Source organism: Pontibacter mucosus (assembly GCF_003054055.1).
GTDB classification, from domain to species: Bacteria; Bacteroidota; Bacteroidia; order Cytophagales; family Hymenobacteraceae; genus Pontibacter; species Pontibacter mucosus.
Map to the genome: position 1 here is coordinate 62,546 of NZ_QBKI01000012.1, position 13,980 is coordinate 76,525.

13 protein-coding genes are annotated in these 13,980 nt (G+C 56.0%); 6 read left to right on the forward strand and 7 right to left on the reverse strand.

Going from position 1 to position 13,980, the window contains the following annotated elements; genetic code table 11:
• Positions 1-374: 374 nt before the first annotated feature.
• Positions 375-1,070, forward strand: a complete 696-nt coding sequence (locus C8N40_RS19695; protein WP_108213526.1) for a protein-L-isoaspartate(D-aspartate) O-methyltransferase — start codon at positions 375-377, stop codon at positions 1,068-1,070.
• A 692-nt stretch (positions 1,071-1,762) separates the two neighbouring features.
• Here C8N40_RS19695 and C8N40_RS19700 read toward each other — a convergent pair.
• Complete coding sequence (locus C8N40_RS19700) at positions 1,763-2,590, reverse strand: zinc-binding dehydrogenase (protein ID WP_245905195.1); 828 nt, start codon at positions 2,588-2,590, stop codon at positions 1,763-1,765.
• Positions 2,521-2,784, reverse strand: coding sequence for a hypothetical protein (locus C8N40_RS23190; protein ID WP_245905196.1), 264 nt, complete (start codon positions 2,782-2,784; stop codon positions 2,521-2,523). Before C8N40_RS23190 ends, C8N40_RS19700 begins: the two co-directional genes overlap by 70 nt.
• A 172-nt stretch (positions 2,785-2,956) precedes the next feature.
• On the opposite strand from C8N40_RS23190, the gene C8N40_RS19705 reads away from it, so the two are divergent.
• Positions 2,957-4,114, forward strand: coding sequence for a putative sensor domain DACNV-containing protein (locus C8N40_RS19705; protein WP_108213599.1), 1,158 nt, complete (start codon positions 2,957-2,959; stop codon positions 4,112-4,114).
• Positions 4,115-4,119: 5 nt separating this feature from the next.
• On the opposite strand, the gene C8N40_RS19710 is transcribed toward C8N40_RS19705, so the two are convergent.
• The 4 genes from C8N40_RS19710 to C8N40_RS19725 all read right to left on the reverse strand — a co-directional run bounded on the left by C8N40_RS19710 (position 4,120) and on the right by C8N40_RS19725 (position 8,631).
• Positions 4,120-5,112: a 2-hydroxyacid dehydrogenase gene (locus C8N40_RS19710; protein WP_108213527.1), complete on the reverse strand. Its 993-nt coding sequence runs from the start codon at positions 5,110-5,112 to the stop codon at positions 4,120-4,122.
• Positions 5,113-5,464: 352 nt separating this feature from the next.
• Complete coding sequence (locus C8N40_RS19715; RefSeq protein ID WP_108213528.1) at positions 5,465-5,881, reverse strand: archease; 417 nt, start codon at positions 5,879-5,881, stop codon at positions 5,465-5,467.
• Between the two features lie 27 nt (positions 5,882-5,908).
• Complete coding sequence (locus C8N40_RS19720) at positions 5,909-7,021, reverse strand: CapA family protein (RefSeq protein ID WP_108213529.1); 1,113 nt, start codon at positions 7,019-7,021, stop codon at positions 5,909-5,911.
• Positions 7,022-7,149: 128 nt separating this feature from the next.
• Positions 7,150-8,631, reverse strand: coding sequence for a trypsin-like peptidase domain-containing protein (locus C8N40_RS19725; RefSeq protein WP_108213530.1), 1,482 nt, complete (start codon positions 8,629-8,631; stop codon positions 7,150-7,152).
• Between the two features lie 332 nt (positions 8,632-8,963).
• Here C8N40_RS19725 and C8N40_RS19730 point away from each other — a divergent pair, with 332 nt between their 5' ends.
• The 4 genes from C8N40_RS19730 to C8N40_RS19745 all read left to right on the forward strand — a co-directional run bounded on the left by C8N40_RS19730 (position 8,964) and on the right by C8N40_RS19745 (position 12,854).
• Complete coding sequence (locus C8N40_RS19730) at positions 8,964-10,379, forward strand: APC family permease (RefSeq protein ID WP_108213531.1); 1,416 nt, start codon at positions 8,964-8,966, stop codon at positions 10,377-10,379.
• A 173-nt stretch (positions 10,380-10,552) separates the two neighbouring features.
• The gene (locus tag C8N40_RS19735) at positions 10,553-11,107 is read left to right on the forward strand and encodes an SAM-dependent methyltransferase (protein ID WP_108213532.1); all 555 of its coding nucleotides are present in this window, start codon (positions 10,553-10,555) and stop codon (positions 11,105-11,107) included.
• Between the two features lie 145 nt (positions 11,108-11,252).
• Entirely contained in the window at positions 11,253-12,266 is a 1,014-nt protein-coding gene (locus tag C8N40_RS19740) for an LLM class flavin-dependent oxidoreductase (RefSeq protein ID WP_108213533.1), read from the forward strand.
• Positions 12,267-12,395: 129 nt separating this feature from the next.
• Complete coding sequence (locus tag C8N40_RS19745; protein ID WP_108213534.1) at positions 12,396-12,854, forward strand: YbhB/YbcL family Raf kinase inhibitor-like protein; 459 nt, start codon at positions 12,396-12,398, stop codon at positions 12,852-12,854.
• A gap of 44 nt (positions 12,855-12,898) precedes the next feature.
• Here C8N40_RS19745 and C8N40_RS19750 read toward each other — a convergent pair whose 3' ends face one another.
• On the reverse strand, positions 12,899-13,930 hold the full coding sequence (locus C8N40_RS19750; RefSeq protein ID WP_211318154.1) for a zinc-dependent alcohol dehydrogenase family protein: 1,032 nt from the start codon (positions 13,928-13,930) through the stop codon (positions 12,899-12,901).
• Between the last annotated feature and the right edge of the window lie 50 nt (positions 13,931-13,980).

Below are 13,980 nucleotides of genomic sequence, written 5' to 3' on the forward strand. Positions count from 1 at the left end.
CTGCACAGCTGGTACCAGCAAACCCACAAAATCAAAAGCAGGATTGTCTCTCATTTGTTCTTCCTATCCCGGATTACGTAAACAGAGAACAGCCTGGCTTGATGCAACTAAATTATATACAGTAAACCAAGGTTGCTGAATGCCAGCCTGAAGGTTGTGTGCACTGCGGAGGAAGTTGGTGTAATTTCCGTTTCTTACTGCGGCAAAGTATAACTTAAGAAGCTGAGCTATGTTAGGCTGGTTTTCTCTGCCTGCTTGCCCACATCAGCTCCGGAACCTATCCTGCCATACAAAGTATAACTAAGGGATACCCGGCACGCACCCAGCGTAGATTACTACCTTTTTATACTTGCCCAGGCGTAAATTTTATACTTATGGTATCGCCCGCATCTATACTTTTGCTGTTTGTACTTCTGCTGCTGCAAAACCAGGATAATTTTCAGGAAAAAAGGGAGCGCATGGTGAAGCAATCCATTGAGGCGCGCGGCATTTCGGACAAGGCTGTGCTGAAGGCCATGCGAACGGTGGAGCGCCACCTGTTCGTGCCCCCGGACCAGGTAGCCTACGCCTACGAGGACAATCCCCTGCCCATCGGCTCCGGCCAAACCATTTCGCAGCCCTACATGGTAGCCTACATGACAGAGGTCATCCGGCCGAAGCCGCACATGAAAGTGCTGGAGATCGGCACCGGCAACGGCTACCAGGCGGCAGTGCTGGCCGAAATCGTGCAGCAGGTTTATACGGTAGAAATCATACCTGAACTGGGAAAATCTGCGGCCCAAAGGCTGAAGGAACTGGGTTATGAAAATGTGGAGGTGAAAGTTGGCAATGGCTATCACGGCTGGGAGGAGCACGCTCCTTTTGATGCCATCGTGGTTACAGCCGCCGCCGAAGCAATACCCCCGCCGCTGGTAGCGCAGCTGAAAGACGGCGGCCGCATGGTCATCCCGGTTGGCCCGCAGAACGGCACCCAGACACTCCTGCTGCTCGAGAAAAAGAAAGGCAAGGTAACTACCCAGCGGTTGCTGCCCGTGCTGTTTGTGCCGTTCACGGGTGGGGATAAGAAGTAGGGGTTATAGTTTGGTTTGTTGATGCTTTGGAGGTCTTCTTCAGAACGAATGTAGGATTTCTGCAGTGCCTGGTCCAATCACCCCTGGCTCCTCCTTGGCTAAGGAGGGGAGTCTGTCATTACCTTAGCTGAAGTATAAGTTCTATAGCTAAAGTATAAACACCCCTATTGAGCGCTGCTCGCAAGCTTCGAACTCTCGTTCTTGCTTGTCCTCAAGGGGACAGTCCATACTTGTTGCATAGCAGAGGCAGCGGCTATCGATTCTCTTCCCAGCCTTTGGGTTGAGCGCCTTGTAGATTTCCGGTGTTCTGAAAGGGCATTGCGACCGAAGGGTAGCAAAGGAAATGTACACAGCGCGATGCCCGAAGGCGAGGCCTCCCGGCCTGGGAGGGAGCCAAGTATAGATGCAACAGTAGCTTATGTAAGGCTTGAGGATGAACGGAAGCTAGTAAGAATAGCTTGGTTCAAATGGAAGGAAGCGGTTGCTATGAAATTATAAACTGGCAAGTATAAAGTATAGCCAAAGTATATCAGCTATTGCCAAAATATAGCCGAAGGTACAAAAGTATAAAGTATGGCTTACGCGGACTTGGAAGTCCGCAGCAGAAAGGTTCCGGACATGGATGTCCGGAACAGCGGAACACACAAGCCTGGAAACTTACTCCATGAAAGAGGGATAGAGAAGTATAATACCTATACTTTCACCACCACTTTCCCTACCGACTGCCCCCGCTGGAAGAGCCGGATTGCCTCATGCATCTGGTTAAATTCATACACATGGCCGATGTGCTGGGGCTGCAGATCCGATACCTGTAGCTCCCGCAGGAGGCGGTGCATCATGTCGGTCTGCTCGTAAAGGTAAATCAGGTTAAAGCCCATCAACGACTTGTTTTCGGTAGGCAGGCGCAGCGGGTCAATTTCAGGGCGCCAGAGGTACTTCCAAATAAGGCGCGGGTAATTGGGGCGGTTACTGTGGCTGGAGAAGCTGGCGTTGCCGTACACCACCATCCGGCCCATCGGCGCCATGGCCTTCCACCCTTCGGCCAGCACCTTGCCTCCGATGCATTCCATGATCAGGCGCAGCTCACGCTCCCCCAGGGCCTCTTTCAGCTTAACATAAAAATCATTATCCCGAAGTATAACTGCGTCGTACCCCTCGTGTTGGCGCAGGAAATCCACTTTGCCCGGCTGCCCCACTGTGCCAATGGTATAAGCGCCATACTTTTTGCAGATGCGGTTGGCCAGAATGCCCACGCCTCCGGCCGCGCTGTGGATCAGCACCGTCATCCCCTGCTGCAGGTCCCCGAGTTCTGTGAGTGCATAATAGGCCGTGAGCCCTTGCACCAGAAAACCCGCTCCTTCCTCAAAGCTCCAACTATCCGGCAGCGCCACCACATAGCGGTGGTTAATGTTAATGTGCGACACGTATCCCCCAAACTTGGTTACTCCCATCACGCGGTCACCCACCCGCCACTCCTGCACGGCTTCGCCCACAGCCACCACCTCCCCTGAAAACTCCAAACCGGTATAAACGGCCCTTCGGGGGTAGCGCTGTAGAGCCCCTGCATGGCAAACACATCGGCAAAGTTCAGCCCTATGGCCCGCACCGCTATGCATACCTGGTCGGCCATTGGTGGCCGGAATTCCTCGGTTTGCTGTTTGAGGTGGTTAATGGAGCCGGCTTTGGGCATGCGGTATACCTGGCGTTGGAGCATTTGCTGAGATGGTTAAGGTTGTGGAATAGTTTGCTCGGAACGTGAAGGTAAGCAATGGGTTTCATACTTTAAACCGGAGGCAGCGGGGCTTTGAAGTATAAAAATTAAGGATAGCCTGTTAAAGTATAAATGCGTATAGTTGTACCGTTCCTTCATCTATACATTCGCTGCCATGCAATACCCTGCTTCCCCTATCTCCCTACAGCACAAGGCTACTTACCAGGCTGCGCGCACGGTGGCCCCTGCGGTAGAAGCGTACTTCGCCCGCAAAATCGCCTCCAGTGAGCAGGGGGAGGTGCAAAAGATACCTGCCCCTTCCCGGGAGGTAATAGAGGCGATCATCGACAGTGCCTTCTGGGCGAGTTTGCGGCGGGAGGAGGGGCTGGCACCTAAGATTTCCCTGGCTTTTCTGTCTCCTGCGGATGTGGAGCAACCGGTTTTATTTGGTCATCGCATGCCCCTGAAAGCGGAGGCACTGACTAAGATTGCGCCCGGCGTGGAGCGCCCGGGCATACACCTGGGCGTGTGGCACGACAAAGGAGAGTTATACGTGTGGGGCATTACGCACGCCATTCCCAGCAACTGCTTTATTGTAGACGTGCCCGAGCCGGGCCTGCTGGTGGTAAAGTATAAACGGGCCAACAGCCTGGGTAAATTTGCCAACGTGGCCGTGCTGAAAGGTGACCAGATAAAGCTGGTAGATGAAAGCAGCGCCCACCTTCCCGACTGCCCGGAGCTGCTCACCTCGCTGCTCGGGTTCAACTCCCCGGACCGCCACTCCAACATACTTATACAATTAGCTGTCTCCATGCAAATGCACCACCGGGGCGGTACCCTGCTGGTGGTGCCAGCGGGCACCACTGCCTGGCAGCAGTCCGTTGTTTATCCGCTCAAGTACGCCGTGGAGCCTGCCTTCAGTGGTTTTGCGGAGCTGATGAAGCAGGACGAGCAGATAAAAAAGCGTAGCCGCTGGCGCGAGGCACTCCGGCGGGAGGTATCCAGCATCGCCGGTCTCACCGCCATCGACGGCGCCACCCTGCTCACCGATGCTTATGAACTGCTTGCTTTCGGGGTGAAAATAGGCCGGCGTATAGATTACGATCCCATCGAGCAGATACTCTTTACCGAGCCAGTTGTCGGCAGCCAGCCTCAAACCATACATCCTTCGCAGCATGGGGGCATGCGGCACCTCTCCGCGGCTCAGTTCGTACACGACCAGCGCGATGCGATAGCCCTGGTTGCCTCTCAGGATGGCAGCTTCACGATTTTTGCCTGGTCGCAGAGCAAGTATTTGGTGCATGCCCACCGCATCGACACGCTGCTGTTGTAGTAGCATCAGGGTAGCACCTCATTTGCCAGTACGTTACCCTGCTCAAAGTCCGTGATGTTCTGCAGCGTCGTCTGCGCTATACTTTGCATGGCATCCGTCGTAAAAAATGCCTGGTGGCCGGTGATGAGCACGTTGTTAAAGGAGAGCAGGCGCATAAACACGTCATCCTGTATCACCTTATCCGACAGATCCTCGAAAAACAGGTCTGCCTCCTCCTCGTACACATCCAGGCCCAGGTATTTTATCTTCCCGCTTTTCAGTCCTTTTATGACAGCTTTGGCATTGATGATAGCGCCTCTGCTGGTGTTGATCAGCATCACGCCTTCCTTCATCCGGGAGATGGAGGCCTCGTTTATCAGGTGGTACGTTTGCGGCGTGAGCGGGCAATGGAGCGAGATAATGTCGGATTGCTGGTAAAGCTCGTCCAGCGAAGTATAGATTACCCCGATGGCTTTCGCTTCCTCGCTCTCCCGTACATCGTTGCCCAGCACCTGGCAGCCAAAGCCCTTCAGAATGCGGGCGGTCACCAGGCCAATTTTACCCAGGCCAATAAGCCCCACCGTTCTGCCGTGCAGGTCGAAGCCCATCAGGCCGGTGAGGGCGAAATTGCCTTCGCGCACGCGGTTGTAGGCGCGGTGGGTTTTGCGGTTCAGGGTAAGGATAAGTGCCACCGTATGCTCAGCCACTGCATAAGGCGAGTAGGCCGGCACGCGCACCACTTTCAGCCCCAGCTCTGCGGCGGATTTCAGGTTTACGTTGTTAAAACCGGCACAGCGCAGGGCCACCAGTTTAGTGCCTCCCGCCGCCAGCTGCTGCAGCACCTGCGCACTGGCTGTGTCGTTCACAAAGATGCAAACTGCCTCGGCTCCACCGGTCATGACGACGGTACGCTCGTTCAGCGGTGCCTCCAGAAACGTGAGCCTGTGCTGAAAACGCTTGTTCCCGCTTTCGAAATACTGCCTGTCGTATACTTTGGAGCTGAAGAATGTTATATCCATACCTGAAAGTATAAAACCCAAGATGCGATTTATATCGGTGTGAAAATGTAACTCCTCCCCTTAGAGCTACGCTCGCTAACTCAAAACTCGCGTTTTGGTTAGTCCAGAGGAGGGGAATTCCTGCAAGTGTCATATGATGCCCCTCCTTGGAGGGGTTAGGGGTAGGTTAATCGCAACTCAGGTTATAAAGTAAAACATCTAGGTTTTGCTTCTGCCCAAGTATACTTTCGACACTTACGCCCCTTCTTTAAAGTATAGAGTCATGCGCTAAAGCCCAAAAACAAGCTCGGTTTGCCAGGTACCGGTTTCTGGCTGCTGCACAGTTCCTTCCGGGAAAGTATAGAGTCATGCGCTAAAGCCCAAAAACAAGCTCGGTTTGCCAGGTACCGGTTTCTGGCTGCTGCACAGTTCCTTCCGGGCTTGTGACAGATTTAATTTCGTGGCTGAATTCCTCCACGTAATGCCCGTACAGGCACCCGTCTATACTTGTACTTTCGAGCTGGTCTATACTTAGCTTGCAGAAAACGGCGCTGTAGTTGTGGCACAGGTTCAGGGTCTGGCAGAGGAAATCCATGAGCAGGGACGTAAGGTCTGCAGAGCAGATGCTTATTTTGTGGATGAGCTGGCTGGGGATATTTCCTCCGCAGCTCCCTTCCTTCAGCAGGTTGGCCATCCCCTGCAAAGCTCCCAGAAACAACTCCTCCGGCGTATCAGCCTCCACTTTCAGACACTTGTTGGCCGCTTGCGGCAGGTACGTTAGTTTATTCATACTCTCATAGGCGACATCCTCCCCAAACTAAAACTCCAGCACCAAATCATTCCCCTGCCTCTTCACAGCAGTTCCATAGGGTATACTTTCCCGGTGCAGCACCTGGGCCAGCCACGCAGTGTCTTCTTCGCTGGCATACTGCAGCCGGAACTGCCGGATTTGCAGCGGCACCATCCGCAGCGATACCAGCCGGCCGGTAGCTGGCTCCAGCACCGGGAAATACATCAGCGACAGGTCGCTACGGAAGGGTTCGTGCCCTGCAATCCCTTCGTAATCGTTTATAAAATCGCCGGCCCCGTACACAATCAACTTGCCCAAGTATATTTCCAGGCCCAGGGGATGGTGCGACGAGTTCCCGAACACCACATCCACGCCTGCCTCTTCGATAAGCCGGTGCGCAAACTCCCGGTGAGCGGCCGGAACATCATAGCCCCAGTTACCGCCCCAGTGCACGGAGAAGATTACCACATCGCCTGGCTTTTTTATACTTTTAAGATACGTAGTTATACTTTGCAGGGTGCTTTGGCTGAGGTCAGATAAAAAATTTATTCCGGGTTTGGCAGGGTTGGCAGCCCATTCCGCGAAAACGCCACTGCCCGGAGAGCCATAGGCCAGCACGATGACCCGCCCCTGTGGCAGCGGCAGCACCGCCGGTTGCTGCGCCTCCTCCAGGTTGCACCCCGCTCCCGCCGTACTTATCCCGGCCTGGTGCAGCACTTGCAGAGTTTCCGCTAACCCGGGGCGGCCCCAGTCCAGGGTATGGTTGTTGGCCAGGGTGGCGATGTTTATACTTGCGGCGGTAAGCACTGCTACATTGGCCGGGTGCATGCGGTACTGTACCTGCTTGCCGGGCCAGGGCTGCGGGTGCGTGGTGATGCTTGTCTCGAGGTTGATGATACGGGCCTGTGGTTTTACTTGATCCCATACTTCCAGCGCGTCGCCCCAGGGGTAAGTATAAGCTACCGGCTTGCTGATTTCCCCGTTCTTCCGCTCGGCTAAGCGCACGTAGTCGCGAGCGTCGTGCACATAGGCTTCATAAAGTTGTGGGTCCACGGATACAGGCAGCACCTGGTCCAGGCCACGCCCGGTCATCGCGTCGCCACACAGGAAAAGGGTCAGCAAAGAAGTATCGTCGCCCATTCCGTTCTCCGTTAAAGCTCCCCAATCAACGTATAAAAATCCACCATTAGTGGCTCCGACTGCTATTGTCCCGCTTTCCAGAGAAGTATACCCACCCGGCACAAGGCCACATCCCGCCACTTTATACTTTACGCGCTTAGTGGTATGCTGATAACAAAGCTGGAGCCATCGGGCGTAATGCCGTTCAGGCGCACCGTACCGCTGCGGGAGGAGTTGATGGCGCGGTCCATGTCGGCCACGCTGTTTACGCGCCTGCCGTTCACGCTGGTAATGATGGTGCCGCGCGGAATACCGGCCATGTCGAAAAATCCTCCTCGCTGCACTTCCGTTACATACACACCCGAGCGCAGGCCGTAGCGTTGCTTCACCTGATCGGGCACCGGTTCAAAGGCTGCCCCGAGCTTGGCCTGTAGTCCAGAAGTTCCCTCCTCTTTTCCGGCCAATGCCTCCTCATCCCCTTTCAGCACCACGCTGGTGGTGCGGGAACGGCCGTCGCGCAGGTACGTCACGTCCAGCTTGTCGCCGGGATACTGCCGCGCAATCCGCTCCGACAGCCCTGCCGAAGAGCCCACATTAACGCCATCTATACTTTGGATGATGTCCCCTTCCTGCAGGCCGGCAGCGGCGGCGGCACTGTTTGGCTGCACGCCCATGATGTAGACCCCGTTCACGGTGGCCGGATCGATGCCGCGCTCCTTCAGGATTTGGTCTTCCACGGCAGGCGCCGGGAAACTGACGCCCAGGTAACCACGTTTTACCTCTCCGTGCTTGCGCAGGTCATCCACCACCTTCTGCATCAGGTTCACCGGAATCGCAAAGCCGTAGCCGGCATAGCTTCCTGTTTGTGAGGCAATGGCCGTATTGATGCCAATAAGCTGTCCGCTGGCATTTATGAGCGCCCCGCCGCTGTTGCCGGGATTGATGGCGGCATCGGTTTGCAGAAAAGACTCGATGGCAGTGTTTCCTGCCTGCTGTGGATCGGCAAAGCCGCCCTGGCTGGGTTGGTTGAGGATGCCGATGCTGCGGCCCTTGGCGCTGATAATGCCTGCCGTAACCGTGGAGCTAAGCGACAGCGGGTAGCCCACCGCCAGCACCCACTCCCCCACCTGCACACTGTCGGAGTTGCCCAGGGAAACGAAGGGCAGTTCCTTCCCCTCCACCTTTAGCAGGGCCAGGTCGGTGCTGGGGTCCACGCCTATGAGCTTTGCCTCGAAGCTGCGCTTGTCCGGCAGCACCACTTCTATACCCGAGGCGTTCTCCACCACGTGGTTGTTGGTGGCGATGTAGCCGTCAGCGGTAAGAAGTACGCCCGAGCCGGAGCCGGTTGCCGGCGCAGGTGATTGCGGCAAGCCAAACAAGTCCAGGTAGGAGCGGCCGGAGGCAGAAGCGGCATAGGTTGTCTTCACGTGCACAATGGCAGGCGTTACCAGCGAGGCGGCCTCTACAAAGTCAGGATAGCCGGCCGATGAAATTGTGCGGGCACTCGTGCTGCTTAAAACCAGCGGCTGCTCCTGCCCGTTGCTAAGCCTCGTACTTACAAACCAGAAGCCAGCCACGGCCAGCATCGCGGCCAGCAGGGCAGCCAGAAAAACAGAAGCGGTGTTCCTCATGTGCAGTTAATGCTACGTTTATACTTGCGCGGGATAACCAACCCTCACATAGATTTATACTTCAGTGCCGGGCAGGACAGGCTCGCTGAACCTATTTGGTAACGAGTGGCTCTTTACAATGGTTTTGGGCGGTAATGAGCTGGGCAAAAGCTTGAAGAGCACATGGTTCTACGCCTTTGCCTATGTATACCTTCCCCAGCTACATGCGTATGGGCTAAAGATTGGATAAAAAAGGCGCCTAACTGCGCTATTATCAAATCTTTATCGTACAAAAGCAACTAACCGGGGTAAACGTCCCTGGTTAGCCTCAGCGTGCCTTAAACCACAAGCCTATGGAAGACTACAGGGATGTACCGGCAGGTACAACAAATGCCACCGATGTGTCGCCAAGCTATGCTGCGCCCAAACCGACTTCTGAAACAGAGGCAGCCCCAAGGCCTGCGCTTGGCAGGTTAGACGCCATCGCCGTTATAGTAGGCATTGTGGTCGGGGCAGGCATCTTCCGGACCCCTTCCCTGGTGGCAGCCAATACCGAAAGCGGGTTGATGTTCATAGGAGTCTGGCTGCTGGGCGGGCTGGTGTCGCTGATAGGGGCGCTTTGCTATGCCGAACTCACCACTACCTTCCCCAACGCCGGCGGCGACTACCACTTCCTGACCCGTGCCTTCGGCAGGAAACCGGCCTTTCTCTTTGCCTGGGCCCGCATGAGCGTCATTCAAACCGGTTCGATTGCCCTGCTCTCCTTTATCATCGGCGATTACCTGGCCCAGATTTTCAGCATCGGGGAGTTATCGTCGGTGCTGTATGCGGCGCTGGTGGTGATAGTGCTGACCGGGATTAACATTATGGGCGTAAGTATGGGCGCAGGCACGCAGAAACTGCTGACGGCCCTGGAAATACTGGGCATCCTGATCGTGATTGCGGCGGGCCTGATTTTTGTTCCTGAAGCCGCAGCTGCCAGCCCCGCCACGCCTCACACAGGTACAACCTCCATGGGCCTGGCCATGGTGTTTGTGCTGCTCACTTTCGGGGGATGGAACGAGGCCGCTTACATTTCTGCAGAACTGCGCACCGGCCGCAAGGGTATGGCCAGCGTGATGATCCTGAGCATCGTCATTATCACGGCCATTTACGTGCTCATAAACCTTGCCTACCTGAACGTGCTGGGCATGGGTGGCATGGCGTCCTCGGATGCCGTGGCAGGCGACCTGGTGCGGGTGGTTTTCGGGGAGGGCGGGCTGGTACTCATCGGCCTGATAGTGGCACTGGCGGCACTGACCTCGGCTAACGCCACCATTTTTACGGGTGCCCGCACCAACTACGCATTGGGCCGCGACGTGCCGTTCTTCAGCTTCCTGGGCAAGTGGAACGAGAAAACGTCCTCACCGGTAAACGCTTTTCTGGTGCAGGGCGCCATTTCGCTGGCGCTGGTGGGCCTGGGCTACCTGACCCGGAACGGCTTTGAAACGATTGTGGAGTATACGGCTCCGGTTTTCTGGTTTTTCCTGCTGCTGGTGGGCATCTCGCTATTTGTGCTGCGGCGCAAGGAGCCGGACCGGCCCCGCCCTTTCAGTGTGCCACTCTACCCCCTTACTCCTCTCATCTTCTGCCTGACGAGCGCTTACCTGTTGTACTCCAGCCTGATGTACACGGGCCTGGGTGCGCTGGTGGGTGTGGCGGTGCTGTTGGTAGGGGTGCTCCTGCTGCTGGCCCTGCCAGGCCTGAACAAGCGCGTAAGCGGTGAATAAGCCGATAGTGGATGCTACAACTGTAGCCTTGCGCCATCCGTAGAAGTATGACGTAAAATTACCGGCACCTGCCACTGCAACTGCTTACTACCCTGACGCATAAATCACAGCTACGGCACCTTTTATATATTGCTTTTTTCCTTAACCCATAATCATACTTTAAAAGCAAGCCTATGAGAATTCTTACAAACACTCTGTTTACGATGCTGGCCCTGCTGTGCGCTACTGTACTGGTACATGCCCAGGAAACCGCCACCATGAAGCGCACACCCGATGTGCCGTATGTTCCTACCCGCCAGGCAGTGGTGGATGCCATGCTGAAAATAGCGGATGTAAAGAAAAATGACGTGATCTATGACCTGGGCTGTGGCGACGGGCGCATTGTGATTACCGCCGCCAAAAACTTTGGTGCCACCGGCACAGGCATCGACATCAACCCGGAGCGTATTGCGGAGGCCAACAAGAATGCCCGTGAGGCAGGTGTTACCGACAAGGTGCGCTTTATAGAGGGCGACCTGTTTGAGGCTGACGTCAGTGAGGCCACCGTGGTAACCTTGTACCTGCTGCCTGCTGTGAACATGAAGCTCCGCCCTATTCTGATGGAACAGCTCAAGCCCGGCACCCGCATCGTGTCCCACGCCTTCGACATGGGCGACTGGGAGCCGGAGAAAACCATCGAGGTAGACGGCGCCAAGATCTACTTCTGGACCATTCCGGAAAAGAAATAAGCAGCAGCCAGCCCGTAGTCAGGTATTGGCTTTTTGATTTCTGAAAACAAAACACGGTACTTACGTGTCTTAATAAAAAAGCAGCCCCAGGCACATGTGTCCGGGCTGCTTTTTTATACTTGTACCGTAATAACCGAAGTGATATATGAGCAGTAACAACAAGACGTTGTCTGATATTGCCTTGTCTGTGCTGGACTTGGTGCCGATACAGGAAGGCAAAACCGCCTCTGATGCCTTTAAAGCCAGCGCTGACCTGGCCCGCCACGTGGAAGGCTTGGGATACAAACGCTACTGGCTGGCCGAGCACCACAACATGCCGGGCATCGCCAGTTCTGCCACTGTGGTCCTTATCGGGCACATTGCCGGCAGCACCAAAAGTATACGCGTAGGCTCCGGGGGCATTATGCTGCCCAACCACGCGCCGCTGGTGGTGGCCGAGCAGTTTGGCACGCTGGAGTCGCTTTACCCTGGCCGCATAGATTTGGGACTCGGACGCGCACCCGGCACAGACGGCCTGACGGCCATGGCCCTGCGCCGCGACCTGCGTGGCGACGTGGACGATTTCCCGAAAAACGTGCAGGAGTTGCAGTACTACCTGGGCCCCGTAGACCCCGAAGCCAAGGTACGCGCCATACCTGGCCAGGGCCTGGAGGTGCCCATCTGGCTGCTGGGCTCCAGCACCTACAGCGCGCAGCTGGCCGCCATGCTCGGGCTGCCCTTTGCCTTTGCCAGCCACTTTGCGCCGGCTGCCCTGCAGGCCGCCCTCAAAATCTACCGCGACACCTTCCAGCCATCGGAGCACCTGAAGGAGCCCTACGCCATCGCCTGCGTGAACGGCGTGGTAGCCGAGACGGACGCCGAGGCAGAGAAACTGGCCACCACGCTTTACCAGTCTTTCCTGAACGTGATACGCGGTACGGCCAACCCGCAGCAACCGCCCGTGGATAGCATGGAAGAACTGTGGAGCCAGAACGAGAAGTATGCCGTGCACCAAATGCTGCGCTACACGTTTACCGGTTCGCCGGCCACGGTAAAAGAAGAGATAGAGGCTTTCCTGGCCGAAACACAGGTGGATGAGCTGATGTTTGCCTCGCACATTTACGAGCACCAGGCGCGGCTCCGCTCCTACGAACTGCTGGCGGAATTAGCCAAAAAATAAGCATTCCCACCAGTCAATCCGATGTTGTACCCAGGTGCTGTATGCCTTTACAGTATAGGGGTGCGGCATCGGATTTTTTTATACCCGTTCTCGTATAAGGGGAGTATCAATTTGACTACATCTATCATCATGGAAACCAAAGTTATCGAGAACCTGAAGCTAAGCAGCCCCGCCTTCAGCGCCGGCGACACCATCCCCGAAAGGTACACCTGTGATGGGGAGGATGTAAACCCGCCGCTGGAGATTGGCGATTTCCCGGAAGGCACCCAAAGCCTTGTACTGCATGTAAACGACCCCGACGCCCCCAGCGGAAACTGGACCCACTGGCTGGTGTACGACATGCCCCTCCTGCATACGATTGAAGAAAACAGCACACCCGGCACCGTAGGCATGAATGATTTTGGCGAGGCAAAGTATGGCGGCCCCTGCCCCCCTATCGGTACACACCGCTATTTTTTCAGGCTATACGCTCTGGACACGCGCTTGTCCCTGCCCCCGGCCAGCACACGGGACGATGTGCTGGCACAGATGGAAAACCACATTATCGGAACCGGAGAACTCATGGGGCTTTTCAGCCACCATACCTGATCCCGGCATACCCGCACCTGATTTATACTTTTAAGATTATACTTTTAAGGCACCAGTACAGCGGCTCCCCTCACCCTGCCCTGCCTTAAATCCTCCAGCGCCTCATTGGCCTGCAGCAGCGGGTACAGTTGTACTTCGGTCTGCACTGGCACCTGAGCCGCTAATGGCAGGAATCTTGCGCCGTCGCCGCGGGTTAGGTTGGCCACCGAGCGCAGCACCCGCTCTTCCCAAAGTATGCGGTACGGAAAGGCCGGGATATCGCTCATATGGATGCCCCCGCACACCACCACGCCGCCCTTGTCCACGTCCTGCAGGGCCTTGGGTACCAACGCTCCGACCGGGGCAAAAATGATAGCGGCATCCAGCGGCTGTGGTGCAGGCTGAGAAGAATCCCCCGCCCAAACGGCACCAAGGCTACGGGCAAACGCCTGTGCTTCCACATCACCCTTTCGCGTAAAGGCGTATACTTTCTTTCCCTCAAAAACCGCCACCTGAATGAGGATGTGCGCCGCGGCCCCGAACCCGTAAATGCCCAGCTTCTCCACGTGTTCCCCAATCATACTGTAAGAACGGTAACCGATGAGCCCGGCACAGAGCAACGGAGCCGTTGCCGGAGTTACCTCTCCCGACAATTTAAAGCAGTAGCGTTCATCGGCAACCGTATACTCAGCATAGCCGCCATCCAGGGTGTACCCGGTAAAAGCGGCATTTTCACAGAGGTTTTCTTTTCCTTTCAGGCAGTAGCTGCACCTGCCGCAAGTATAACCCAGCCACGGCACTCCAACTATATCGCCTTTCTTCACCATAGTCACGTTAGGGCCCGTGCTTACCACAGTCCCCACTATTTCGTGGCCCATGATGAGTGGGAGCTTCGGTTTGTCCAGCTCGCCGTCGAGGATGTGCAGGTCGGTACGGCACACGCCGCAGGCACTTACTTTGATAAGCACTTGCCCGGGCGCGGGCTCCGGCACCGGAACTGTTTTATACTTCAGCGGCTCGCCGGGCCAATCCAGCACCATGGCCCGCATGCTGGCCGGGAGAGTCTGCGACGTTTCAGGTTCTGGTTGTACTGCCATACTTTATACTTTCGTTTCGGGTTGGGAACGCTACTTGGTGCAGTCGGTTT